Genomic DNA, 21230 nt, shown 5'->3' with positions numbered 1-21230 from the left:
AATGGAGAATACGAGTTTAATCATTATGGTGGGAGGGGCGTCTTCCCGAATGAAGCGGAGTTTAAAAACTAAGGAGGGTCAAAAAGGAATCATGGACAATATCCCCCATAAAAGTTTGATTCCCGTAGGGAAAAATGGAAGGCCCTTCTTGTACTACTTGGTACAGAATGCCGTGGAAGCAGGTTACGCCAAACTGTATTTGATCACTAGTCCCGAGAACCAAGCATTTCAAAGTTTGATTGATAATAAGAATCTTCCTGACGGGTTGGAAGTGTTTTTGGCAGTGCAAAGTGTGCCCGAGGGAAGAAAAAAACCATTGGGTACCGCAGACGCCCTTCAACAATGTTTGGACCAATACCCAGAGTTGAAACAGACCACCTTTACCGTTTGTAATGGGGATAACCTTTACTCTGTTGGCGCTTTGATGGATTTGAGGGCGGAGCGGACAGCACCACACGCCTTGATCAGTTACGGCAGCTCAGGTTTTGATTATACCGAAGAGCGTATTGCCAAATTTGCCGTAATGGACATTTCTTCTGATGGATTTTTGAAGGAAATTATCGAGAAACCAAATATAGCGGATGTACCCAAATATAAAGATGCTTCAGGCGAACTTCGGGTAAGCATGAACATTTTTAGTTTTTCTGGAGCGGAAATATATCCTTATTTAAAAAAATGCCCCATTGATCCTGTTCGAGATGAAAAGGAATTGCCCAAAGCGGTGGCCGTTTTGGTAAACGAAGAACCGCAGAGCGTACTTTGTATACCCCGCTCCGAACACATTCCAGATTTAACGGATGCCAATGATATTCAATTATTTAAAAATTTAGAGTAACTTAAAGGCATGTAATCCCATCCTTGCATCGAGCAAAGTTTAATTTTTGGAAATGGAATCGTATGCAACGGCATTGTTATATGCTACACCATTTTTTATAGGCCTTGTGCTTATTGAAATACTTTATGGTCGATTTGTAAAAGACCAGAAACATAATCTTATGGATACCGTGAGCAGCCTTAGCTCGGGTTTGACCAATGTGGTGAAAGATTCTTTGGGACTTGTGATCATTCTGGTCAGTTATCCCTTTTTATTGGAACATTTGGCTTTGGTGGAAATCAAAGCGAACTGGTTGGTTTGGGTGGTGGCTTTTATTGCGTTGGATTTTGCAGGCTATTGGAACCATAGGTTGAGCCACCATATCAACTTTTTTTGGAACCAGCATGTAATTCACCATAGCAGTGAGGAGTTTAATTTGGCCTGTGCGCTTCGTCAACCTATTTCCAATTTGTTGGGCTATTATGCACTTTTATTGATTCCTGCGGCCCTCTTGGGTGTTCCGGACCAAGTGATTGCCATTTTGGCTCCCATCCATCTTTTTGCCCAATTTTGGTACCACACTCAGCATATTGGGAAGTTGGGTTTTTTGGAATATGTGATCGTTACTCCCTCACAACATCGGGTGCACCATGCCATCAATAAAGAGTATATTGATAAAAACCTCGGACAGATTTTTTGTGTTTGGGACAGAATGTTCGGGACTTTTCAAGAGGAATTGGATGAAGTGCCCCCGCAATACGGGGTATTGAAACCGGCAAACACTTGGAATCCCATTATCATCAATTTTCAACATTTATGGCGATTGATTCAGGATGCATGGAGAACCAAAAACTATTGGGATAAATTTCGCATTTGGTTTATGCCCACAGGCTGGCGGCCTAAGGATGTAGAGGATAAATATCCTGTTGCCATTATCCAGAATGTGTACAATTTCAGAAAATATCGACCCGAAGCATCCGCTCGGCTCAAGGGATATTCACTTTTTCAACTGGCCATTACCACTATTTTAATGCTTTTTATGTTCTACAACTATTCGGATATTGGTTTTGATGGTCTCTTGTTGTTCGGTGCTTTTATTTTTGTGGGTATCTATGGCTACACCACCTTAATGGACGGTAAAAATTATGCCGTTTGGATTGAAGTGATCAGAGGGGTAGGGGGATTGGTGTTGATTTATTTTACTGAGGACTGGTTCGGAATCAATGCGTACTTTTCCATGGGAAGTTATCTTGTAGCTTTTTATTTTTTGATCACCATTTTTGGAGGTATCTACTTTACCTACTTTGAGAAGTCGTTTATTGCTACAGATTTGGCTTCTTAGAGTGTTTTTAGCTCTTTCTCCACCAATTCCACATATTTTTCCATGGCCTCCTCCACACTAATTCTTTTGGCTTGGAACAATGCGTTTGCCTTAAAAGCGTTGATCAATGGGGTTCTACTGCCAGGATTGTCAAAGTTTTTGTTCGCTATCTTGAAATAGGCATAGAGTTTTAGCAGAAGATCCGCGGGCAACGGATCGGTGTAGTCGTTGACAAAGTCAACGGCATCGTTAAATCTTTTGTGTAGGTCTTCGTTAATCATCCAACGGTCTTATAGAGGCAATACAGGTGCGTGCCCCAACTACTTTTTGGTTCAATTTAACGGTAATGTCACAGTCAAGCGGCAATAAGAGGTCTACACGGGAGCCAAATTTGATAAAACCGGCATCGTCCCCTTGTGTTACTTGTTCGCCTTCTTCGGCATAGTTTACAATTCTACGGGCCATGGCACCGGCAATCTGCCTGTACCCTATTTCACCAAATTTAGGGGTGTGCAGTATTATGGTGGTGCGTTCGTTTTCGGTACTGGACTTTGGGTGCCAAGCCACCAAATATTTTCCAGGATGGTATTTGGAATAGGTCACCGTGCCACTGGCGGGGTATCGGGTTACATGTACATTGGTAGGCGACATGAATATGGATACCTGTTTTCTTTTTTCTTTAAAGTATTCGGGCTCATCAACTTCTTCGATAACAACGACCTTACCATCAACGGGGGCCAAGATTTCATCAAAATTGGGAGTGACCAGTCTCTTTGGGTTTCTAAAAAACTGCAGAATTGCAATCAAAAAAAACAATGCGGCTATTTGAATGGCAAAACGAATCCATTCCACATCAATATAATACTGTGCGACCAATACGGCAGCTACCACTAGAAAAAAAGTGGTGATAATAATTTTTTGCCCCTCTTTATGAAACATAGGAGAATATAGTTAAAATCAAATAAGCAAAAGGCGCAGCGAACACCAAGCTATCCAGTCGGTCCCAAATTCCGCCATGCCCGGGTAAAATAGCTCCGCTATCCTTAACCCCGGCCATTCGCTTGAATTTTGACTCCAATAAATCGCCCAAACTCCCTGCGACCACTATTAAACAGGCCATTGCCATCCACTCTGTTACGGAAAGCCTTGTTTCGTACCAGGATAAAAAGTAAGCGGCCACCAGTGCAAAAATAAGACCTCCTACAGAACCTTCAATAGTTTTTTTGGGTGAAACTGCTGGAAATAATTTTGAACGGCCCAAAGTTCTTCCGACCAAATAGGCAAATGTGTCGTTTACCCATATTAAAATAAAGATCCCCATAATCAAAAATTGGGCAAACTCATCATGTTTATATGGTATCATGGTCAAAAAAATGCATCCGCCCCCGATGTAAAAAAGGCCGATGATGAATTTTTGAAGGCTATTGAATTTTCTCGGTTTTTTCGAAAACAGGAACATTAAGAGCGCTAGGTCCACTGCTATGGTGCAAAGCATCAACATGTTTACTGCTGTGCTATCGTTGGTCAGGTAGATGAAAACCCACCAAAGTGCCAAATAGGCTGCAAACATATAATACCCCTTAATGCGGACTATACGCTTGTATTCATAAAGGCAGGCCAATCCAAATGCCATAAAAAGAAAGTCGAAAGCGTCCGAACTTAAAAATACCGCGCCTAGCAGAAGTACCACATAAATCACCCCTGTTATGGAGCGTCTTAAAATTTCTTTCATGTATTTAGAAATCTTCTAGGAGTAAAAGATATACATTTTTTGAGGCACTTCCGTAGGAAAGGAAGTCATCTTTGTTTTCCTCGGTAGCTTGAAAGTGCTTTAATGTGGTAATGTTATTGGGAATATTATTTTGATAACGTTCTTTAATTATTTTGAGAGCTTCGCTTATGGAATCCACCAATTGACTGGTAGTGGCGAACACCACCAAATTGGAAGGGAGTTCATTTAATTTTTTTTCCTTGATTTGATTGGAGCATACCAAAATGGAACCATTGTGTGCCACAAGGTGTTCACAGGTGGTGAAGAAAATCTCGCTTTCGTTACGGTTGTTCGTAAAATCTATATTTTCTGAAGCAAAACGGGTTTCCAATCTTGGATCCATGGAATAGAAAAGATGGTTTTGCCAATCGTTCTCGGAAACAATATTTTTGAGAGCTTCGGAAACCTCGGCAAAGTCTTCACAGTAAATAAACTTTCCGCCATTTTTTTTAAAGTAGATGGTGAATTTCTCATCTACGGGAATTTTTAAATCGGGCATATGGTCCCCACGGGTTTCCGCAGTTTCCTTGGAAACCTTTTTTCCTCCTCCGAAAAGTTTTTTAAAAACTCCCATTTATGGCATTGTGTTCTTTGCTACTTAATCAATATAATTCTTTTGATTAAACTTTTATATCAACGGTTTATTCTGTGGGTTCAAGTTTTTCCTCCTCTTTTTCAAAAGGTCTCTTACCAAATATTTTTTCCAGATCGTCTTTAAAAATGACTTCCTTGTCCAAAAGTCTTTCGGCAAGTTCGGTAAGCTTATCCTTGTTGTCTGCCAACAATTTGATAGCCCTTTGATACTGCTCTTCGATCATTTTGGATATTTCTTGGTCAATTTTTTGAGCTGTCTCTTCACTGTACGGCTTGGTGAAACCATACTCGTTCTGTCCAGATGAGTCGTAATAGGTAATATTGCCCAATTGATCATTTAGCCCATAAATGGTTACCATGGCGCGAGCTTGTTTGGTTACTTTTTCCAAATCGCTCAACGCACCTGTGGATATTTTATCGAACATTACCTTTTCTGCTGCCCTACCTCCCATAGTGGCACACATCTCGTCCAACATTTGCTCTGGACGTACAATTAAACGTTCTTCGGGTAAATACCATGCAGCTCCCAAGGATTGTCCGCGGGGAACAATGGTAACTTTCACCAAAGGTGCAGCGTGTTCCAACATCCAGCTTACCGTTGCGTGTCCAGCTTCGTGGTATGCAATGGTTTTCTTTTCCTCTGGGGTAATAATTTTGTTTTTCTTTTCTAGTCCGCCAACAATTCTATCCACGGCATCCAAGAAATCTTGCTTGGTCACTGCCTTTTTCTCTTTTCTTGCTGCTATAAGTGCCGCTTCGTTGCAAACGTTGGCAATATCCGCACCTGAGAAACCTGGTGTTTGCTTGGCCAAAAAGTCTAGGTCCAAGGTTTCTGCCGTTTTAATAGGGCGAAGGTGTACTTCAAAAATTTCTTTTCTTTCGTTCAGGTCGGGTAGGTCAACATAAATTTGACGGTCAAAACGTCCTGCACGCATCAATGCCTTATCCAGTACATCGGCACGGTTGGTAGCGGCAAGCACGATCACGTTGGTGTTGGTGCCAAAACCATCCATCTCGGTCAATAACTGGTTCAGGGTGTTTTCACGTTCATCATTGGAACCTGTAAAGTTGTTCTTGCCTCTTGCACGTCCAATGGCATCAATCTCATCAATAAAAATAATGGCTGGGGATTTGTCCTTTGCTTGTTTGAACAAATCACGCACTCTTGATGCCCCAACGCCTACGAACATTTCAACAAAATCGGAACCTGATAGCGAGAAGAAAGGCACTTTGGCCTCGCCTGCCACGGCTTTCGCCAATAATGTTTTACCGGTTCCGGGCGGACCTACCAACAAGGCCCCCTTTGGTATTTTACCACCTAATGAAGTGTATTTGTCAGGATTTTTAAGGAATTCTACAATTTCCTGTACTTCTTCTTTGGCTCCTTCGAGACCTGCCACATCTTTAAAAGAGGTGCGGGTGTCTGTTTTTTCATCGAACAATTTGGCCTTGGATTTTCCAATGTTGAAAATTTGTCCGCCTGCGCCTCCACCTGCACCGCCAGACATTCTGCGCATCAGGTAGATCCAAATACCGATAATAAGGGCAAATGGAAGCAGGGTTAAGAATATTTCGCCGATTACGTTGGATTCTGTGTCGAACTCGACAATGGTATCCAAGTTGTTCTCTTTTTTGATTTCCGTGATTTCGTTTTGGAAAATCTGCAGATCACCGTAATCCAGCACATACTGCGGTACCAGACCTGTGGAAGGGAACAACGGTTTTTCGGCCACACCTTTATGGACGTCCTTATTCATGGCCTCTTCGGTTAGATATACCTTGGCCTGCCGTGTGTTGGTAATGATAACGATTTTGGAAATATCGCCATTGCGCAAAAATTCCTGTAATTCGGAGGTCGTGGTTTTTTCGGTGCTTGAAAAACTGCTTCCACCAAAAAATTGGAAGCCAATGATCAAGGCGATTACCACACCATATATCCACCACGAGCTAAAACGTGGTTTCTTCGGAGTGTTATTGTTCGGGTTGTTTTCTTTTGCCATTTTTTCTTAAGAATTGTAACTGCTTTCCACCATAGTGACCTTGGCATCTCCCCAAAGTCCCTCAATGTCATAAAATTCCCTAATGTGTTTTTGAAATACATGTACCACAACGTTAACATAGTCCATTAGCACCCATTCCGCGTTTTCAGAACCTTCGACATGCCAAGGCTTGTCGTGTATGGCCTTGCTAACCTTTTTTTGGATGGATGAAACAATTGCGTTTACATGTGTGTTGGAAGTACCGTTACAGATGATGAAGTAGTCGCAAACTGTATTTTCGATTTCCCTAAGGTCCAGTAGATTTATATCAACTCCTTTAACGTCTTCTATTCCTTCTAGGATCAAGGCAATCAATTCATCTGCGCTAGCTTTCGTTTTCTGCATTCAAAAAGTTTAGTTTTTACAAAGTTATGTTTTTTTTGTTTTCTTAGCCCTAGTTTTTAACAAATCATAAAGGCTTGTCATATTGGGAAAACATTTTCAAATACTCAAACTTAATGCCACGGACTCCACGAATTCATATTTAAAGGATTTGTTGCGTTCCGAAAATCCATCTGACCATACCGTTGTTGTTGCCGAAAGACAATTGAAAGGAAGGGGACAAATGGGCACGGTTTGGCACTCCGAGGGTGCCAAAAACCTTACGTTTAGTGTGTTGCAAAGGTTTGATGCCTTGAACGTCAAGCATCAATTTGTGCTGAACATTGCTGTTTCCTTAGCTGTTATTGATGTGTTGACCGAAGTTTTTGTGCCGGATGTAAAGGTGAAATGGCCCAACGACATTATGTCAGGTTCCAAAAAAATTTGTGGCATTTTGATCGAAAATGTCCTGAAAGGCGATAAGGTAGCTCACTCCATAATCGGAATTGGCCTGAATGTGAACCAAACGGATTTTGAAAATTTGAAAAAAGCTTCTTCACTCAAGCGGATTACGGGTCGCAACTTTGATTTGGATGAGCTGCTTCATAAAACTTTGGAGCGTATCAGGTTTTATTTTGAAGGAATAGAGACAAAAACGGTCAATCAACTTTTGCCAGCCTACGAAAAATTACTTTTCAAAAAAGATAAACCATCAACTTTTACCAATGCAGATGATGAAATGTTCATGGGTTTTATCCGAAGGGTTTCACCAACTGGTAAACTGATTATTGAACTGGAAGACCAGGTTCTCAAAGAATTCGATTTAAAAGAGGTGACCTTGCTCTATTGACCTATTTTGTCCATGTTGTTGGACAATGTGCCCATAAAGTTGGTGATGGGTGCTTTGATCATCATGGCCATCATGGCATTGAACTGTCCCTCGAAACTAAGTGCTACTTCACTTTCGTTGTCTCCGAGCGATACAATGTCGGCAGTTAGTGTAAAAGGTAGTTTGTCACTTGCCGCGCCCAAGACCACTTTATCAAACGGGTTTTGTTCTTTTAGCCTAAGTACAATTTCGGGCATACCTTTTAGGGCGAATTTGAAGGTGTTCTCGTCCAACACTTCAAACTTGTCTATATTCTCGGGCATTAAAGTTTCAAAGTTTTTGATATTGGTCAAGAACTCAAATACTTCTTTGTCGCTTTTGGCTACTTTCTTTTTTGAGGCTTCAATGTGCATAGTAAATTATTGTTTCCATTCTTGCGGATTGGATCTCCACTCAAGAAGGGTCTTTAATTGTGATTCTTTGATGTAATTGGTTTCAGAGGCCTGTTCGATCAAGTGCTCGTAATCCGATAGGGTATGGAGTTCCACGCCTTCTTTTTCAAAATTCTCAACAGATACAGGGAAACCGTAGGTGAAAATGGCAATCATTCCTTTTATATCGGCATTTTGTTCCTTGAGGGCTTGTACGGCATTAAGACTACTGTTTCCAGTGCTTATCAAATCTTCTATGACAACCACGCTCTGTCCGGCTTCAAAATATCCTTCGATTTGATTTTGTCTGCCATGTTCTTTAGGTTTTGGCCTTACGTAAACAAAGGGCAGTCCCAGTGCTTCTGCTACCAAGATACCGATACCGATGGCACCTGTGGCCACTCCGGCAATCACATCTGGCTTGCCGTAAAGGTTCTCTACTTGCTTGGCAATTTCTTCGCGAACAAAGTTTCGAACCTGCGGATAGGACAACATTATTCTATTGTCGCAATAAATAGGCGATTTCCAACCTGAGGCCCATGTAAAAGGATTTTCAGGTTCCAACTTAATTGCATTAATTTGTAATAACAGCTCAGCTGTTTTTTTTGCGATTTGTTTATCTAAAACCATTGCGCAAATGTATGAAGTTTTTGTTAATGAGGCCCCACTGATTTTAACAAACGAGCGCCCCCAGGATTCCAATGGTAACTTGTTCTCGTTGGATGGTGATTCCATTGTTGAGGCGATTCGACTTTTGTCCAAAAAGAAGTTGAAAAAGGCGTATCTGTACCATCCTGATGACAAAAAAATCCTGAAGCTTTTTATGCATAAGATTCCTGTAGTGGTTGCCGGCGGTGGATTTGTAATCAATAAAAAGGGTAAGGTTCTTTTTATTTACAGAAACGGAAAGTGGGATTTGCCAAAGGGAAAAGTGGACAAGGGAGAATCCATAGAAAATGCCGCAATTCGAGAGGTAGAGGAGGAAACCGGCGTAAAAAATCTTGTGATTGAAAGATTTCTTCATACAACGTTCCACATATTTAAAAGGAACGGGGAATACAGATTGAAACAGACGCACTGGTTTATCATGTCCACCGATTACACCGGAAAATTGGTGGCCGAAAAATCCGAAGGCATCAAAAAGGTGAAGTGGAAAGGCGCCAAAAAGACCAAAAAGGCATTAAAGAACTCTTACCATAACATTAAGGTATTGTTCGATGATTGGCCTTTTAATTAGTTAACAAACCTGCGGCTCCGCTGTTTTTTGCTATTCTGAAAATAGGGTAGGTGAGGTAGGCTTCTTCAAAATGTACAGAGCGTTCAAAAATCCAATTCAATTGCGCGTACCAATTGTTGGCAAAATTAAGGTCGTTTTCTTTTTTCATTTCAAACTCCCGAAGCAACAAAGAGTCTTTTTGCAACATTTCCAGAGCTACGTCTTCAAAAACGTAAGGCGAGAACCCTTCTTTTCGTTGCAGTACGGTATCAAAAAAGTTCCAGTTAAAAAATGAGTCAGCCCCCTGTGGTTCCAGTGTCTCCAAAAGATACCTGATTCCTGGTTGACGAGTGGGCACCAACAAATCACCTTCCCTAAAATGAACTTTTTTAATGATTTTTTCCACTTGGGTGTTGTAATGCAGATAATGACCTTCATATGGTGCGTTTCGGGTATCGTAATCCACTATTTTGTAAACTTCTACGGAGAGGGCGGTGTCTTTTGCTATGGGCGAATATTGAATTTTGTTGGCATCCAACCGCTCTATGACCCTTTTCCAACTCCTTTTTACGATATAGGCCTCGGGAACCTTAACCGTGTCCACTGGATAAAAGTAATCTTGATATACCGTCTCTTTGGTGAACGGCTTATCTCGGTTGTACTTTAATCTTGGAAGTCCGGTTACTTCGCTAGTGACTTGTTCAGCTTCAAACCCTTTAAAATCGAGGATGCTGGTCTTTGTGGTGTCCACTTGCCAGTTAAAATAATATTCGGTAAGATCCAGATTTTCTTCCAAAGTTTCTTTTCGGAGGGATCTTATGTTCTCGTGTTCCACTTCTACTACATCAATCAGACTCTGCATTAGGGCATAAGTACCTTCAACACGTTGTTTGTATGGTTTTAGCATGTGGGTCTCGACCATTAATCCTAAGGTGCTCCATAGTGTGGTATATCCTGTAGAGTACCGGGGGAGGTCCATAAATTGGGCAAATCCCATTTCGGGAGGTACATTGAATACATTTACATAAGGGGTAATGTCCCATTCCTTTTCTGCTAAAGAATTTTCAAGACCTGGCATTAAGGTATTGTGCAGGTATTTGCCCATTTCACCGCCCAATTTGTTGTGCTGGGTAAAAAGGTGTGTCAATGTGTATTGGTAATCCGCTCCATTGCTTACATGGTTATCTATAAAAACATCGGGTTTTACCCTATGGAATATTTGTGCAAAGGTCTTGGCGTTTTGGGTGTCCATTTTGATGAAATCCCGATTAAGGTCGTAATTACGGGCATTTCCCCGAAACCCATATTCCAAGGGCCCATTTTGATTGGCCCTGGTGGTGGAGTTGCGATTGAGCGAGCCACCTACATTATATATGGGAATGGTAACCAATACCGTATTTTTGGGTGTGGGCAGTTTGCCGGTGGCCAAGTCCCTGTAAAGCATCATGGTGGCATCTATGCCATCGCTTTCGCCCGGGTGTATTCCATTGTTTATTAGAATGATGGATTTTTCCTTGCGGATATTTTCGTAATTAAAATCTCCATCTGGATTAAATGTTACTGTGTGCAGTGGGTAACCGCTGTCCGTTTTGCCTATGGTGTGAATGTTTATCTCGGGAAATTCACGGGCAAGGGCAATGTAATAGTCAATGGTTTGTTTATAAGTGGCCGTTTCTTTTCCATCAGATGATTCAAAATGGGTCGGATACGAGGATTTCTCATCCTGCGTTTCGGATTCGCAGGAGACCAAAAGAAAAAGAGCCGTTAAAAAAATGATATACTTCAAAATATTACGGGAACTTTGGTTCGCACAAAAACCTGTGCTTGGCAGCTCCAAAAATACAGAATATTATAATTTAAGAAGCTACATTGATACAGCCAAGGTCTGCTGGTTCTATTTTAAAAATAGGTTTGTTCTTAAAGTTTAGGATATGCGGACATCTGTCTTTGAAACTGTTCCATTTTTTGTGGTCTGCTGGATCTATGGAAGATGTGATCATGTTTATTACGACATGCTCATCGATATCTAAGTCGATCAATTCATCAAGAAACCCCCAGCCATCCATAATGGGCATATTGATGTCGAGAAAAATGACATCTGGAATATTTTCTCCTTTCTCTTGTCTTTCCTTTATGGCCTCATAGGCTTCGTGCCCGTTTTGAAATATTTGAACATCATCGCAATGGGTAACCGATCGTAACATTTTTTTAATGCCAAATACGGTAATGGGATCATCGTCCACAATAAAAATACAATTAACTTTCTTCATTAAAATAAACATTGAACGTAGTGCCCTTGTCAACTTCACTTTGCACTGTTATACTTCCGCCCATGGCCTCAATTTGGTTCCTTACAAGGTATAGGCCAAAGCCTTTGGCATCTTTTCTGTTGTGGAATGTTTTGTACATTCCAAAAATTTTGTCACCGTATTTGTCTAAATTTATTCCCAGTCCATTGTCGGAAATGCTCAACATTATCCCTTCGTTGGACTTTACGGCATTTATGGTGATCAATGGTTCTCTATTGGGACTTTTATATTTGATTGCGTTGGATACAAGGTTCAATATAATGCTGTCCAAATAGGCGGGTACACAGTTCACCTCAATGTTCTCCGATATATTGTTTATGACTTGGGACTTGTTTTCCTCCAAAAGGTCTGAAAGATTTTCCAGTACCTTTAGAACATTGTTTTTTAGATTGAGCGGTGTTTTTGTTTCCGATGTTTTGATATTGATGTCCACCACTTGGTTCAAGTTTTCCAAGGTTTCCAACAAGTTGTCCGATGCCTGAGAGAGCATTTTTAAAATACGTTTACGTTCTTCAGGGTCCTTTTCCGAGTTTAAAAAGCCCAGAAGCATGGAGAAATTAGCGGAATGTGACCTCAAATTATGGGAAACAATATGTGCAAAACTGATAAGCTTTTGGTTTTGCATGGAGGTGATATTGATTAAATTCCGCAACTGTTCCTCCTTCTTTTTTATGTTGGTAATGTCCAAACTCATTCCAATGAGTCCACAGACTTTACCGTCCAAATCAAAATAAGGAATCTTTGATGTCAGAAAATAAACGGTTTTTCCACGGACTGTGCTAGCGGTCTCTTTACCTATTATCGGAGTCAAGTGTTTCATTACTTGAAGGTCCTCCTCCCTGAAAATTTTGGCCGTTTCTTCGTTATATAGATCGAAATCTGTTTTGCCAATGAGTTGTTCTGCTTTTTTATTGAGAAAATTGCACTCCCCCTTGTTGACCAATATTTTTCTGGATTCTAAATCTTTTACATAAACGTTCAATGGAAGGCTGTCTACCAGAGTGGAGAGCAATTGTTGGTTTTCCTTTACTTTGGTTTCGGCCATTACCTCATCATGTATATCTTTTATGGTGCCAAAAACCTTAACTGCTTTTCCGTTTTCTATAATTGGTTTTCCTGTTATATGAACCCATCTTTCTTCATCGTGGAATGTAACGATCATTAACTTGGCGTCATAAGGTTGATGGTCTACGGCAACTTTATGGAAAAGCATAGATGCTTTATTTCGGCTATACCCTGGTTTGTAGAAGTTTAGTGCCTCTATTACTGTTGGCTCGAAGCATTCAGGAACTTGATGGATTCGTTTGGTTTCCTTGCACCACGTAAGTTTTTCTTTATCAACCTCATATTCCCACCAACCTGTTTTGGATACTTCGACCTTTGTTTCCAAAACATTGTTCAACCAATCTATTTGTTGTTCTTTTTCAACTTCGGAGGTAATATCGTCAGTTTGGACAATGGTCCCGATCACATTCTCCTTTTCATCGAACCATGGGGCAAAATAGCTTTTCAAATGGCGGGTGCCCTTGCTGCTCTTTATTTTATGTTTAAGAGAAAAGGGGGCGTACTCCTTGAGCTTTTTCTCAAGGTCCAAAATCTCTGGATATAATGAAAAAATTTTGGTTTGGTGGTCTTTGTCTTGTAAGGATTGACCAAAAATTTCGAGCCACGAACAGGAGGCATCCTGTACGATGCCCTTCTTGCAAAGTAGAGCGGTTGCCTTTGGCAACTGTTTTAGTAAATAAAATTGGTCAACTCTTTCAACTGCTTTCAAAACTCGGGGTTGTTTAAAAAACGTTACTGCTTGCTCAGAAATTTCCGACTAAGCTATAATTATTTGGTCGATACAACGCATATTATGTTGCGAAAGCAATCATTAATGTTGTATCCAAGGGGTTGGCCATGGTTTTTATAAAAATATAAAGAAAGAATTTACCTACAAATTATATTCGATGAACGGAAAGGAGACGGTTATTTTACTACAACAGTATCAGGTACTAAGCCAGTGTAGTCACCACCATTCCTAATAACATCGCGAACTATGGAAGAACTGATATAGGATTTGCCGGAAGATGTCAATAAAAAAACTGTTTCGATTTCCGATAGTTTACGGTTGGTGTGGGCAATGGCTTTTTCAAACTCAAAATCTGCTGGATTGCGTAATCCTCTTAATATAAAATTGGCATCTATTTTTTTGCAAAAATCTACGGTCATTCCCTGGTAGGTGGTCACTTTGATTTTTGGTTCGTCTTTAAATGCTTCTTCTATAAATTTAACACGTTCTTCCAACGAAAACATATATGTTTTATCCGCGTTGATCCCGATGGCAATCACCAATTCATCGAACAGGGTGACCCCTCTTTTTATAATGTCGTAGTGTCCTAAAGTAAGTGGATCAAAGGAACCGGGAAACAATGCGCGTCTCATGTTGTGGAATAAAGTTTTTTAAAAATACGGTTTCTATCGCAAAGCTTCAACAATGGCACTATCAAAAAGTGCTTCGAGGGAAATTCCTGCGATTTTGGCCTGTTGCGGCAAAAGGCTCTCTTCCGTAAGTCCCGGGGTGGTGTTTACTTCCAACAGATGTGGTACATCACCAATAAAGATAAATTCACTGCGGGTGTAGCCTTTCAATCCTAAAGTTTTGTATATAAATTCGGCCAAATGCCTTACCTTGGATTTTTGCTTTTCGGATATTCTTGCTGGTGTAATCTCTTGCGATTTGCCCATGTATTTGGCCTCAAAATCAAAAAAATCGTTCTCCGAGATGATTTCGGTCGCAGGGAGTACAGTTACTTTATTCTGATAGGTAATCACACCAACCGATACTTCGGTGCCGTCCAAAAAAGATTCGATAATGATTTGGGTATCTTCCTTAAAAGCATCATCAATGGCATTTGCCAAATCCTCTTTTTTGTGCACTTTGGATACACCGTAGCTGCTGCCCGCCCTGTTGGCCTTTACAAAACACGGAAGCCCTACCTGTTTTACAATGGCATCCTCGTCCACCGATTGCCCTTTGTTCAAATAATAAGAAGTGGCACAAGGCACGCCATAAGGTTTAAGGGTGCTCAACAAATCCCGTTTGTTAAAAGTCAGCGCGGCTTCGTAATGGTTACAAGAGGTTTGTGGAATGCCCAAAAGTTCAAAGTAAGCCTGCATTAGGCCATCTTCACCAGGGGTTCCGTGGATGGCGTTGAAAACACAATCAAAATGAATTTTTTCAGTATCGATGGTTATGCTGAAATCGGATTTGTCCACAGAATGTTCCTGATCGTCCTCATCCAAATAAAACCATTTCTCTTTGGTGATCACGATTCGGTACGCATTGTACGTTTCTTTATTCAGATATTTGTGCACCACATTTCCACTTTTAATGGAAATATGGTACTCACTGGAATAGCCGCCCATAATTATGGCAATGTTCTTTTTCATTGACTTGTAAAATATCGAAAAGCCAAAATAAAGAAAAAACGGTTGGCTTTCCTATATTTGTTCCGTTAAGGTGAACTACATGAAGAATTTTTTCAACTTTTTAAAAAGCAAGACTTTTTTGATCCAACTTGGATTGGCGGCCTTGGCCGTTGTAATCTTGGTGTTTCTTACTTTACAATGGCTTAAAAGTACCACTAACCATGGTGAATTTGTAGAAGTGCCCGATTTTTCCAAAATGTCGGTTATGGAGATGCGAAAAGCGGTCGAGGAAGTGGGACTCAGATATCAAGTGTTGGATTCTTCCAACTTTAACCCGGATTATCCGCGATTTTCCATTTTGGATCAAAATCCGCCTGCTGGCAACAAGGTAAAGTCCAACCGAAAAATATACTTTACGGTAAACCCTTCTGGATATAAAAAGGTGACCGTACCAGATATTATCCAAGTTACCCAACGCAATGCTGCTTCCATGCTCAAAGCCGTAGGTTTGGATGTGGAGCGCGTTACCTATATTGATGAGTTGGGAAAGGATATGGTGTACAACATGAAATACAAAGGAAAATACATAAAACCGGGAGATAAACTGCCCAAAACCTCCAAAGTGGAGTTGATTTGCGGAAATGGCACCATACCCGGTAGTGCTAGGGTACAGGCAGATTCCCAATAAACATGAACACTCCGGACAATCAAGATGAACTATCTCAAGATGAGCTCTACGAGCATCATGGTTTTGTGGCCTCCAAAGGTCAGGAACCTCTGCGTGTGGATAAATTCTTGATGAACTTTATCGAGAACGCTACGCGGAACAAGATTCAGCAGGCCGCCAAAAAAGGGCATATTTGGGTGAATGGTTCCATTGTAAAGCAAAATTATAAGGTTAAGGCCGGGGATGAGGTAAAAGTGATGTTCGAACATCCACCCTATGAATTTTTGCTGACACCCGAGGACATTCCCCTGGATATTGTTTATGAGGATGATGTGCTTTTGGTGGTGAACAAACCGGCAGGCATGGTAGTGCATCCAGGTCATGGCAATTACTCGGGCACCTTGATCAATGCACTTGTCTATCATTTTGAAAACTTGCCGAATAACAGTTCGGACAGGCCCGGATTGGTCCACCGTATAGATAAAGACACTTCCGGATTACTTGTTATTGCCAAAACAGAATCTGCAATGACCCATTTGGCACAGCAGTTTTTTGATAAGACCAGTGAGCGCGAGTATGTAGCCTTGGTTTGGGGCAATGTGGAAGAAGACGAGGGTACTGTGGAAGGGCACATTGCTCGAAACCCTAAAAACCGCCTGCAAATGATGGTTTTTCCAGAAGGTGACGAGGGCAAAGAAGCCGTAACCCATTACAAGGTATTGGAACGTTTTGGCTACGTTACTCTGATTTCCTGCAAGTTGGAGACGGGTAGAACGCATCAAATACGGGTGCACATGAAATATATTGGGCATACCCTGTTCAACGACGAACGCTACGGGGGCGACAAAATTTTAAAGGGAACTACCTTTACCAAGTACAAGCAATTTGTGGAAAATGCATTCAAAGTATTGCCTCGACAAGCCTTGCATGCCAAAACCCTTGGTTTTGAACATCCTGTAACGGGCGAGTTTATGCGCTTTGATTCCGAACTGCCCGAGGACATGGTGAATGGTATTGAAAAGTGGCGTAGCTATGCCAAGCACCACGAATCATAGTTTTCTTCAATCTTAAGATTGAAAACACCATTGGAATCCCCTTCCAAATAAGTAAAATCCTCGTTATTTTTACAAAAATTAGAACAAGATGAAGATTGTGATATCCCCGGCCAAGTCGCTCGATTACGATACGGCTTTGCCCACATCAAAATATAGTCAACCCCAATTTTTGGAGCAAGCGGAAAAGCTGAATTCCGTACTTAAAAAGAAAAAACCAAAGGCTTTGTCGGAACTGATGTCCATTTCCGATAAGCTGGCGGACTTGAACTGGGAGCGCAACCAAAAATTTGAACTTCCTTTTACCGCTGACAATGCGAGACCTGCCGTGTACGCATTCAATGGCGATGTGTATCAAGGCTTGGATGCTTATACTATCCCAGAAGACAAACTGGACCGCTTGCAGGATACCCTACGTATTTTGTCCGGGCTCTACGGCCTGCTTAAACCTTTGGATTTGATTCAGCCCTACCGATTGGAAATGGGAACACAACTAAAAGTGGGCCGCAAAAAAAACCTGTATGAGTTTTGGAAAAAACAGATTACGGAATCTTTGAACAACGAACTAAAAGAGGACGAATTGTTCGTGAATCTCGCCAGCAACGAATACTTCAGTGCTGTGGACGATAAGAACCTTAAGGTTCCCGTGATTGCACCGGTCTTTAAAGATTGGAAAAACGATAAATTGAAAGTTATTAGTTTTTTTGCAAAAAAAGCACGTGGTTCCATGGTCCGTTACATCTTGGATACAGGGGCCGAATCGCTGGACGATATCAAGAATTTTGACTACGACGGTTATCTTTACAGCGAGGAACATACGGTAAAGAAAAACGAACCAGTTTTCATCCGATAAAAAACTTTGGTAAAATCCGAAGTTATCTTTAAGTTATAGTCGATTCAAGGCATGTTGTTACGATTGAAGTGCACATGCCTTAAATTGTGATACAATTAAATTTAACCCAGAGGTTACACATTATTCACGACCTTTGGGTGTTTGTCTATTTTTAACAATAACATAAACCAAATTCATGCAGCAGACTAAACGGTTAGAAGAATTTAAAAAGTCGGTAACCAATAAGTTCAATATTTATAACAGCCTTTTCCTAAGCTTACCCTATAAGAATGTGGAAAATGTGGGAATTCTTATCCCTCTTTTGCTCGATCAGTGCGAGAAAGGGCTAAAGGCAGGAAAAGAACCCCAGGAGATTCTGGAGGTATTCTTTTCCAACTTTGTGGATATTCAGGACGAACGGGAACGATTGGATTTTATGTTCCGTATCATTCAATACGTAGAGCGCCAAGTGGTGCTGTACGATAGTGTTGAGGATTCCGCATTTCCCAAACTTCAGGAGTACAGTAGTTCGTTGACCATTAAGGATTATTTTGAGTTGGTAAACCGTACCAAAAACTGGGACAAGGTCTCCAAAAAATTATCAACCTTTAGTGCGCGTATTGTTTTAACGGCGCATCCCACGCAGTTTTACACCCCGGCCGTTTTGGATATCATTGCAGAGCTTCGTTCGTTGATTGATGAAGATAGGATCCATGATATTGATGTAACCCTACAACAATTGGGTTTGACCTCTTTGATCAATGCAAAAAAACCTACGCCCTTGGATGAGGCGAAAAATATCATTTATATTCTTCGTAACACCTATTATGATGCCGTTGGAGAACTCTACCAATATGTAAAAAGCAACATTAAGGATGAGAAGTTTGAGAACTACAACCTTATGAAGCTTGGATTTTGGCCAGGGGGTGACCGAGATGGAAACCCATTTGTAACGGCCGATATTACCAAACAAGTGGCCGACGAGCTCAGACTCACCTTAATGAAGTGCTATTACAACGAATTGAAGGACCTCCGTAAAAAATTGACCTTTAAAGGAATGCAAGGGCATCTTAATGAGTTGAGCGGTAAAATGTACCAGGCCATGTTCGATCCCAATGCGGCAATTTCCTACGAAGGCATTATTGAACATTTAAGTGCAGTGAGAGAAGAGCTAATCGAACATTATCACGGCTTATATTTGAATGAGTTGGATCAGTTTATAGATAAGGTCCACATCTTTAAAACACATTTTGCAACCTTGGATATCCGTCAAGATCACAGCAAACATAAATTGGTGGTGGAAACCGTGCTTAAAAAGCAAGGAGCCATCAAGGAAAGTTTGGAAGAACTCAAGGAAAAGGAGTTGGTGGATTTATTGCTCCAAGGCGATTACAAACTTGATCCGAAGGATTTTGATGATGACATTGTAAAAGATACCATCGTCAACATTCAAAATTTGAAAGCAATTCAGGACAAAAATGGTGAAGACGGATGTAACCGCTACATCATCAGTAATTCGGAAGATATTTTTTCCGTGTTGTTCGTATTTGGATTGTTCAGATGGTGCGGTTGGGACGAGAAGGAAATCACTTTTGATATTGTTCCATTGTTCGAGACCATGAACGGTATGGATGCTTCCGAAGAAGTGATGCAAACCCTGTTCGATATACCACAATACAGACAGCACTTGGAGCGAAGAAGAGACATTCATACCATAATGCTCGGCTTTTCCGACGGTACCAAAGATGGAGGGTATTTAAAAGCCAACTGGTCTATTTTGAAGACCAAAGAAACCCTGAGCAAGGTCTGCAAGAAAAATGGGATCAGTGCCATTTTCTTTGATGGTAGGGGAGGTCCACCGGCAAGGGGTGGAGGTAAGACCCATAGGTTCTACGCGGCCCAGACCAAGGATGTGGCCAATCACGAGATTCAGCTTACCATTCAAGGGCAGACCATTACCAGTACCTACGGAACCAAGGAGCAGTTTATTCACAATTCAGAACAAATGCTCACCGCTGGCTTGAGCAATAATCTTTTTGGCAAGGAGCATACCATTTCTGCTGCGCAACGTAAACTTATTGAAGAACTTTCCGAACTAAGTTTTGAAAAGTATGATGCGTTGAAGCAGCACGAGAAATTCATTCCTTATTTGGAAAACAGGAGTACCCTAAAATATTACACCAAGGCCAATATTGGTAGTAGACCGGGTAAACGTGGCAACAAAAAACAGTTAACGCTTTCCGACCTGCGCGCCATTTCCTTTGTAGGTTCTTGGAGCCAGTTAAAACAGAATGTTCCAGGTTACTTCGGTTTGGGTTCTGCCATTATGCAGTTAAAGGAAGAGGGGCGATTGAACGAGGTGAAAAAACTCTACAAAGAAGTTCCATTCTTTAAGGCATTAATGCTGAACAGTATGATGTCCTTGGCCAAATCCAACTTTGATTTGACCAGTTATATGAAGGATGACCCTGAGTTTGGTGATTTCTGGAACATTTTGCACGATGAATTCCAGTTGTCCAAAAAAATGTTATTGCAGATTTCTGGACTTAAGATTTTGATGGAGGATGAAGCCGTTTCGAGGGAATCGGTAAAAATCAGGGAAAAAATTGTATTGCCATTGTTGGTGATTCAGCAAAATGCACTGTACCACATCACCCAAAATTCAGAATACAAAGAACTGTATGAGAAAATCGTGACCCGTTCCCTCTACGGAAACATTAATGCAAGTAGAAACTCGGCTTAGTTCCTGATTTCTTCTGAAATCTAATAGTAGCAATCAGTATGGTGCAAAAATTTAAAAGCATCATACTGATTGTTTATTTTTACCCAAACACGAAATAGTTTCAATTTTGAGTTCGCAACTTTTTAAACACACCCACCCCTACGAACCCTTTTTGTTGTCCGAAGCCACAAAATTGATTGTGGGTACTTTACCACCACCTCGTTTTACAACAGGAGAGTTAAAGCCACAAGATGTGGATTTCTGTTATGGCAGTTGTAATGGACAACTTTGGCCCATTTTGGATAAAATCTTCGATTTGGGGCTGAAATATGAAACCTCAAATGAAGCCGTTGAGCAACGCAAGCGTTTTCTGATTGAAAATAAAATTGGGGTCTGCGATATTGTGGAAAGTGCCGAACGCGAAAAAATTGATGCCTCCGATTTGGGTATGCAAAATGTGGTTCTTCGGGATTTGGTCGGGTATTTGCAAGCGTACCCCAACATTCAAACAGTATTGTTCATGGGTGGCAACAGCAAAAATGGTCCGGAATATTTCTTTCGCAGACAGTTGAAAGCGCATGGTCTTAAACTGAAAGTAGTATCCAATGAGGTGCCTCGAATCCATCATTTGAAACTTTCAAGTCCAATGTCAGTTCAAGCAGAGTCTAGAATGGTTAAGACCGTCTCATTGACCGCCCCTTCGGGAGCTGCCAACCGAGCCGTTGGGAGTTTGCAAGCCTACAAAGAATTAAAAAACAAAAATCCTGATTTCAATACCCTTGATTTCAGGGTGATGCAGTATCGGGAGTTTTTCCAATGAGACCAAATACCAATTCAAATTGAGTATTGGTCAAATGAAAAGGGGTATAGGTCAATTTTAATGAAATTTCTACGTTGT

22 protein-coding genes are annotated in these 21230 nt (G+C 41.0%); 9 read left to right on the top strand and 13 right to left on the bottom strand.

Annotated elements, in window-relative coordinates; all coding sequences use genetic code 11:
• Position 1: 1 nt before the first annotated feature.
• Positions 2-835, top strand: coding sequence for a sugar phosphate nucleotidyltransferase (locus GO009_RS04915; protein WP_239057389.1), 834 nt, complete (start codon positions 2-4; stop codon positions 833-835).
• A 52-nt stretch (positions 836-887) separates the two neighbouring features.
• Complete coding sequence (locus GO009_RS04910; protein ID WP_163625107.1) at positions 888-2156, top strand: sterol desaturase family protein; 1269 nt, start codon at positions 888-890, stop codon at positions 2154-2156.
• Here GO009_RS04910 and GO009_RS04905 read toward each other — a convergent pair.
• From GO009_RS04905 to rsfS, 6 genes are all read right to left on the bottom strand, one after another.
• Positions 2153-2416, bottom strand: a complete 264-nt coding sequence (locus tag GO009_RS04905) for an acyl-CoA-binding protein (protein WP_163625106.1) — start codon at positions 2414-2416, stop codon at positions 2153-2155. The genes GO009_RS04910 and GO009_RS04905 overlap by 4 nt on opposite strands.
• Complete coding sequence (locus GO009_RS04900; protein WP_163625105.1) at positions 2409-3074, bottom strand: phosphatidylserine decarboxylase family protein; 666 nt, start codon at positions 3072-3074, stop codon at positions 2409-2411. Before GO009_RS04900 ends, GO009_RS04905 begins: the two co-directional genes overlap by 8 nt.
• Positions 3064-3867, bottom strand: a complete 804-nt coding sequence (locus GO009_RS04895) for a phosphatidate cytidylyltransferase (protein ID WP_163625104.1) — start codon at positions 3865-3867, stop codon at positions 3064-3066. Before GO009_RS04895 ends, GO009_RS04900 begins: the two co-directional genes overlap by 11 nt.
• Before the next feature lie 4 nt (positions 3868-3871).
• Complete coding sequence (locus tag GO009_RS04890; protein ID WP_163625103.1) at positions 3872-4480, bottom strand: LUD domain-containing protein; 609 nt, start codon at positions 4478-4480, stop codon at positions 3872-3874.
• Positions 4481-4547: 67 nt separating this feature from the next.
• Positions 4548-6500 carry an ATP-dependent zinc metalloprotease FtsH gene (gene ftsH, locus GO009_RS04885; protein ID WP_163625102.1) on the bottom strand — a complete coding sequence of 651 codons (1953 nt, stop codon included), beginning with the start codon at positions 6498-6500 and terminating at the stop codon, positions 4548-4550.
• A gap of 6 nt (positions 6501-6506) precedes the next feature.
• Positions 6507-6884, bottom strand: a complete 378-nt coding sequence (gene rsfS / locus GO009_RS04880; protein ID WP_100817468.1) for a ribosome silencing factor — start codon at positions 6882-6884, stop codon at positions 6507-6509.
• A gap of 82 nt (positions 6885-6966) precedes the next feature.
• Between rsfS and GO009_RS04875 the strand changes: the two genes are divergently transcribed.
• Positions 6967-7710 carry a biotin--[acetyl-CoA-carboxylase] ligase gene (locus GO009_RS04875; RefSeq protein WP_163625101.1) on the top strand — a complete coding sequence of 248 codons (744 nt, stop codon included), beginning with the start codon at positions 6967-6969 and terminating at the stop codon, positions 7708-7710.
• Here the strand turns inward: GO009_RS04875 and GO009_RS04870 are convergent.
• Both GO009_RS04870 and pyrE read right to left on the bottom strand, forming a co-directional pair.
• Positions 7704-8102 carry an SRPBCC family protein gene (locus GO009_RS04870; protein WP_163625100.1) on the bottom strand — a complete coding sequence of 133 codons (399 nt, stop codon included), beginning with the start codon at positions 8100-8102 and terminating at the stop codon, positions 7704-7706. The genes GO009_RS04875 and GO009_RS04870 overlap by 7 nt on opposite strands.
• Positions 8103-8108: 6 nt before the next feature.
• Positions 8109-8750: an orotate phosphoribosyltransferase gene (gene pyrE, locus GO009_RS04865; RefSeq protein WP_163625099.1), complete on the bottom strand. Its 642-nt coding sequence runs from the start codon at positions 8748-8750 to the stop codon at positions 8109-8111.
• A 7-nt stretch (positions 8751-8757) separates the two neighbouring features.
• On the opposite strand from pyrE, the gene GO009_RS04860 reads away from it, so the two are divergent.
• Complete coding sequence (locus GO009_RS04860; RefSeq protein WP_163625098.1) at positions 8758-9357, top strand: NUDIX hydrolase; 600 nt, start codon at positions 8758-8760, stop codon at positions 9355-9357.
• Here GO009_RS04860 and GO009_RS04855 read toward each other — a convergent pair.
• The 5 genes from GO009_RS04855 to GO009_RS04835 all read right to left on the bottom strand — a co-directional run bounded on the left by GO009_RS04855 (position 9350) and on the right by GO009_RS04835 (position 15080).
• Positions 9350-11122 carry a M14 family metallopeptidase gene (locus GO009_RS04855; RefSeq protein WP_163625097.1) on the bottom strand — a complete coding sequence of 591 codons (1773 nt, stop codon included), beginning with the start codon at positions 11120-11122 and terminating at the stop codon, positions 9350-9352. The genes GO009_RS04860 and GO009_RS04855 overlap by 8 nt on opposite strands.
• A 70-nt stretch (positions 11123-11192) precedes the next feature.
• Positions 11193-11606 carry a response regulator gene (locus tag GO009_RS04850; protein ID WP_239057388.1) on the bottom strand — a complete coding sequence of 138 codons (414 nt, stop codon included), beginning with the start codon at positions 11604-11606 and terminating at the stop codon, positions 11193-11195.
• On the bottom strand, positions 11593-13419 hold the full coding sequence (locus tag GO009_RS04845) for a PAS domain-containing protein (protein WP_163625096.1): 1827 nt from the start codon (positions 13417-13419) through the stop codon (positions 11593-11595). The genes GO009_RS04850 and GO009_RS04845 overlap by 14 nt, the downstream gene beginning before the upstream one ends.
• Positions 13420-13616: 197 nt before the next feature.
• Positions 13617-14072: a pantetheine-phosphate adenylyltransferase gene (gene coaD, locus GO009_RS04840; RefSeq protein ID WP_163625095.1), complete on the bottom strand. Its 456-nt coding sequence runs from the start codon at positions 14070-14072 to the stop codon at positions 13617-13619.
• Positions 14073-14105: 33 nt separating this feature from the next.
• The gene (locus tag GO009_RS04835) at positions 14106-15080 is read right to left on the bottom strand and encodes a D-alanine--D-alanine ligase (RefSeq protein ID WP_163625094.1); all 975 of its coding nucleotides are present in this window, start codon (positions 15078-15080) and stop codon (positions 14106-14108) included.
• A 79-nt stretch (positions 15081-15159) separates the two neighbouring features.
• Here GO009_RS04835 and GO009_RS04830 point away from each other — a divergent pair, with 79 nt between their 5' ends.
• The 5 genes from GO009_RS04830 to GO009_RS04810 all read left to right on the top strand — a co-directional run bounded on the left by GO009_RS04830 (position 15160) and on the right by GO009_RS04810 (position 21152).
• Positions 15160-15747: a PASTA domain-containing protein gene (locus GO009_RS04830; RefSeq protein ID WP_163625093.1), complete on the top strand. Its 588-nt coding sequence runs from the start codon at positions 15160-15162 to the stop codon at positions 15745-15747.
• Positions 15748-15749: 2 nt separating this feature from the next.
• On the top strand, positions 15750-16781 hold the full coding sequence (locus GO009_RS04825) for an RluA family pseudouridine synthase (protein ID WP_163625092.1): 1032 nt from the start codon (positions 15750-15752) through the stop codon (positions 16779-16781).
• Positions 16782-16869: 88 nt separating this feature from the next.
• Entirely contained in the window at positions 16870-17631 is a 762-nt protein-coding gene (gene yaaA / locus GO009_RS04820; protein WP_163625091.1) for a peroxide stress protein YaaA, read from the top strand.
• Positions 17632-17806: 175 nt separating this feature from the next.
• A complete protein-coding gene (locus GO009_RS04815; protein WP_163625090.1) occupies positions 17807-20353 on the top strand; it encodes a phosphoenolpyruvate carboxylase in 2547 nt (848 codons plus the stop codon).
• Between the two features lie 106 nt (positions 20354-20459).
• Positions 20460-21152, top strand: a complete 693-nt coding sequence (locus GO009_RS04810) for a uracil-DNA glycosylase family protein (protein WP_163625089.1) — start codon at positions 20460-20462, stop codon at positions 21150-21152.
• Positions 21153-21230: the final 78 nt, after the last annotated feature.

Origin of the sequence: Allomuricauda sp. TY007, assembly GCF_010468565.1 — a bacterium.
GTDB lineage: Bacteria > Bacteroidota > Bacteroidia > Flavobacteriales > Flavobacteriaceae > Flagellimonas.
Note: the sequence above shows the minus strand (reverse complement) of the source record. Positions and strands in the feature narration are given on the sequence as shown.

What these genes read in the sequence shown, in the direction of transcription:
- rsfS (WP_100817468.1), bottom strand. Translation starts at nt 6,884, where the DNA reads ATGCAGAAAACGAAAGCTAGCGCAGATGAATTGATTGCCTTGATCCTA.
- GO009_RS04890 (WP_163625103.1), bottom strand. Translation starts at nt 4,480, where the DNA reads ATGGGAGTTTTTAAAAAACTTTTCGGAGGAGGAAAAAAGGTTTCCAAG.
- GO009_RS04895 (WP_163625104.1), bottom strand. Translation starts at nt 3,867, where the DNA reads ATGAAAGAAATTTTAAGACGCTCCATAACAGGGGTGATTTATGTGGTA.
- pyrE (WP_163625099.1), bottom strand. Translation starts at nt 8,750, where the DNA reads ATGGTTTTAGATAAACAAATCGCAAAAAAAACAGCTGAGCTGTTATTA.
- GO009_RS04830 (WP_163625093.1), top strand. Translation starts at nt 15,160, where the DNA reads ATGAAGAATTTTTTCAACTTTTTAAAAAGCAAGACTTTTTTGATCCAA.
- GO009_RS04815 (WP_163625090.1), top strand. Translation starts at nt 17,807, where the DNA reads ATGCAGCAGACTAAACGGTTAGAAGAATTTAAAAAGTCGGTAACCAAT.
- ftsH (WP_163625102.1), bottom strand. Translation starts at nt 6,500, where the DNA reads ATGGCAAAAGAAAACAACCCGAACAATAACACTCCGAAGAAACCACGT.
- yaaA (WP_163625091.1), top strand. Translation starts at nt 16,870, where the DNA reads ATGAAGATTGTGATATCCCCGGCCAAGTCGCTCGATTACGATACGGCT.
- GO009_RS04825 (WP_163625092.1), top strand. Translation starts at nt 15,750, where the DNA reads ATGAACACTCCGGACAATCAAGATGAACTATCTCAAGATGAGCTCTAC.
- GO009_RS04905 (WP_163625106.1), bottom strand. Translation starts at nt 2,416, where the DNA reads ATGATTAACGAAGACCTACACAAAAGATTTAACGATGCCGTTGACTTT.
- GO009_RS04850 (WP_239057388.1), bottom strand. Translation starts at nt 11,606, where the DNA reads ATGAAGAAAGTTAATTGTATTTTTATTGTGGACGATGATCCCATTACC.
- GO009_RS04915 (WP_239057389.1), top strand. Translation starts at nt 2, where the DNA reads ATGGAGAATACGAGTTTAATCATTATGGTGGGAGGGGCGTCTTCCCGA.
- GO009_RS04870 (WP_163625100.1), bottom strand. Translation starts at nt 8,102, where the DNA reads ATGCACATTGAAGCCTCAAAAAAGAAAGTAGCCAAAAGCGACAAAGAA.
- GO009_RS04910 (WP_163625107.1), top strand. Translation starts at nt 888, where the DNA reads ATGGAATCGTATGCAACGGCATTGTTATATGCTACACCATTTTTTATA.
- coaD (WP_163625095.1), bottom strand. Translation starts at nt 14,072, where the DNA reads ATGAGACGCGCATTGTTTCCCGGTTCCTTTGATCCACTTACTTTAGGA.
- GO009_RS04835 (WP_163625094.1), bottom strand. Translation starts at nt 15,080, where the DNA reads ATGAAAAAGAACATTGCCATAATTATGGGCGGCTATTCCAGTGAGTAC.
- GO009_RS04860 (WP_163625098.1), top strand. Translation starts at nt 8,758, where the DNA reads ATGTATGAAGTTTTTGTTAATGAGGCCCCACTGATTTTAACAAACGAG.
- GO009_RS04900 (WP_163625105.1), bottom strand. Translation starts at nt 3,074, where the DNA reads ATGTTTCATAAAGAGGGGCAAAAAATTATTATCACCACTTTTTTTCTA.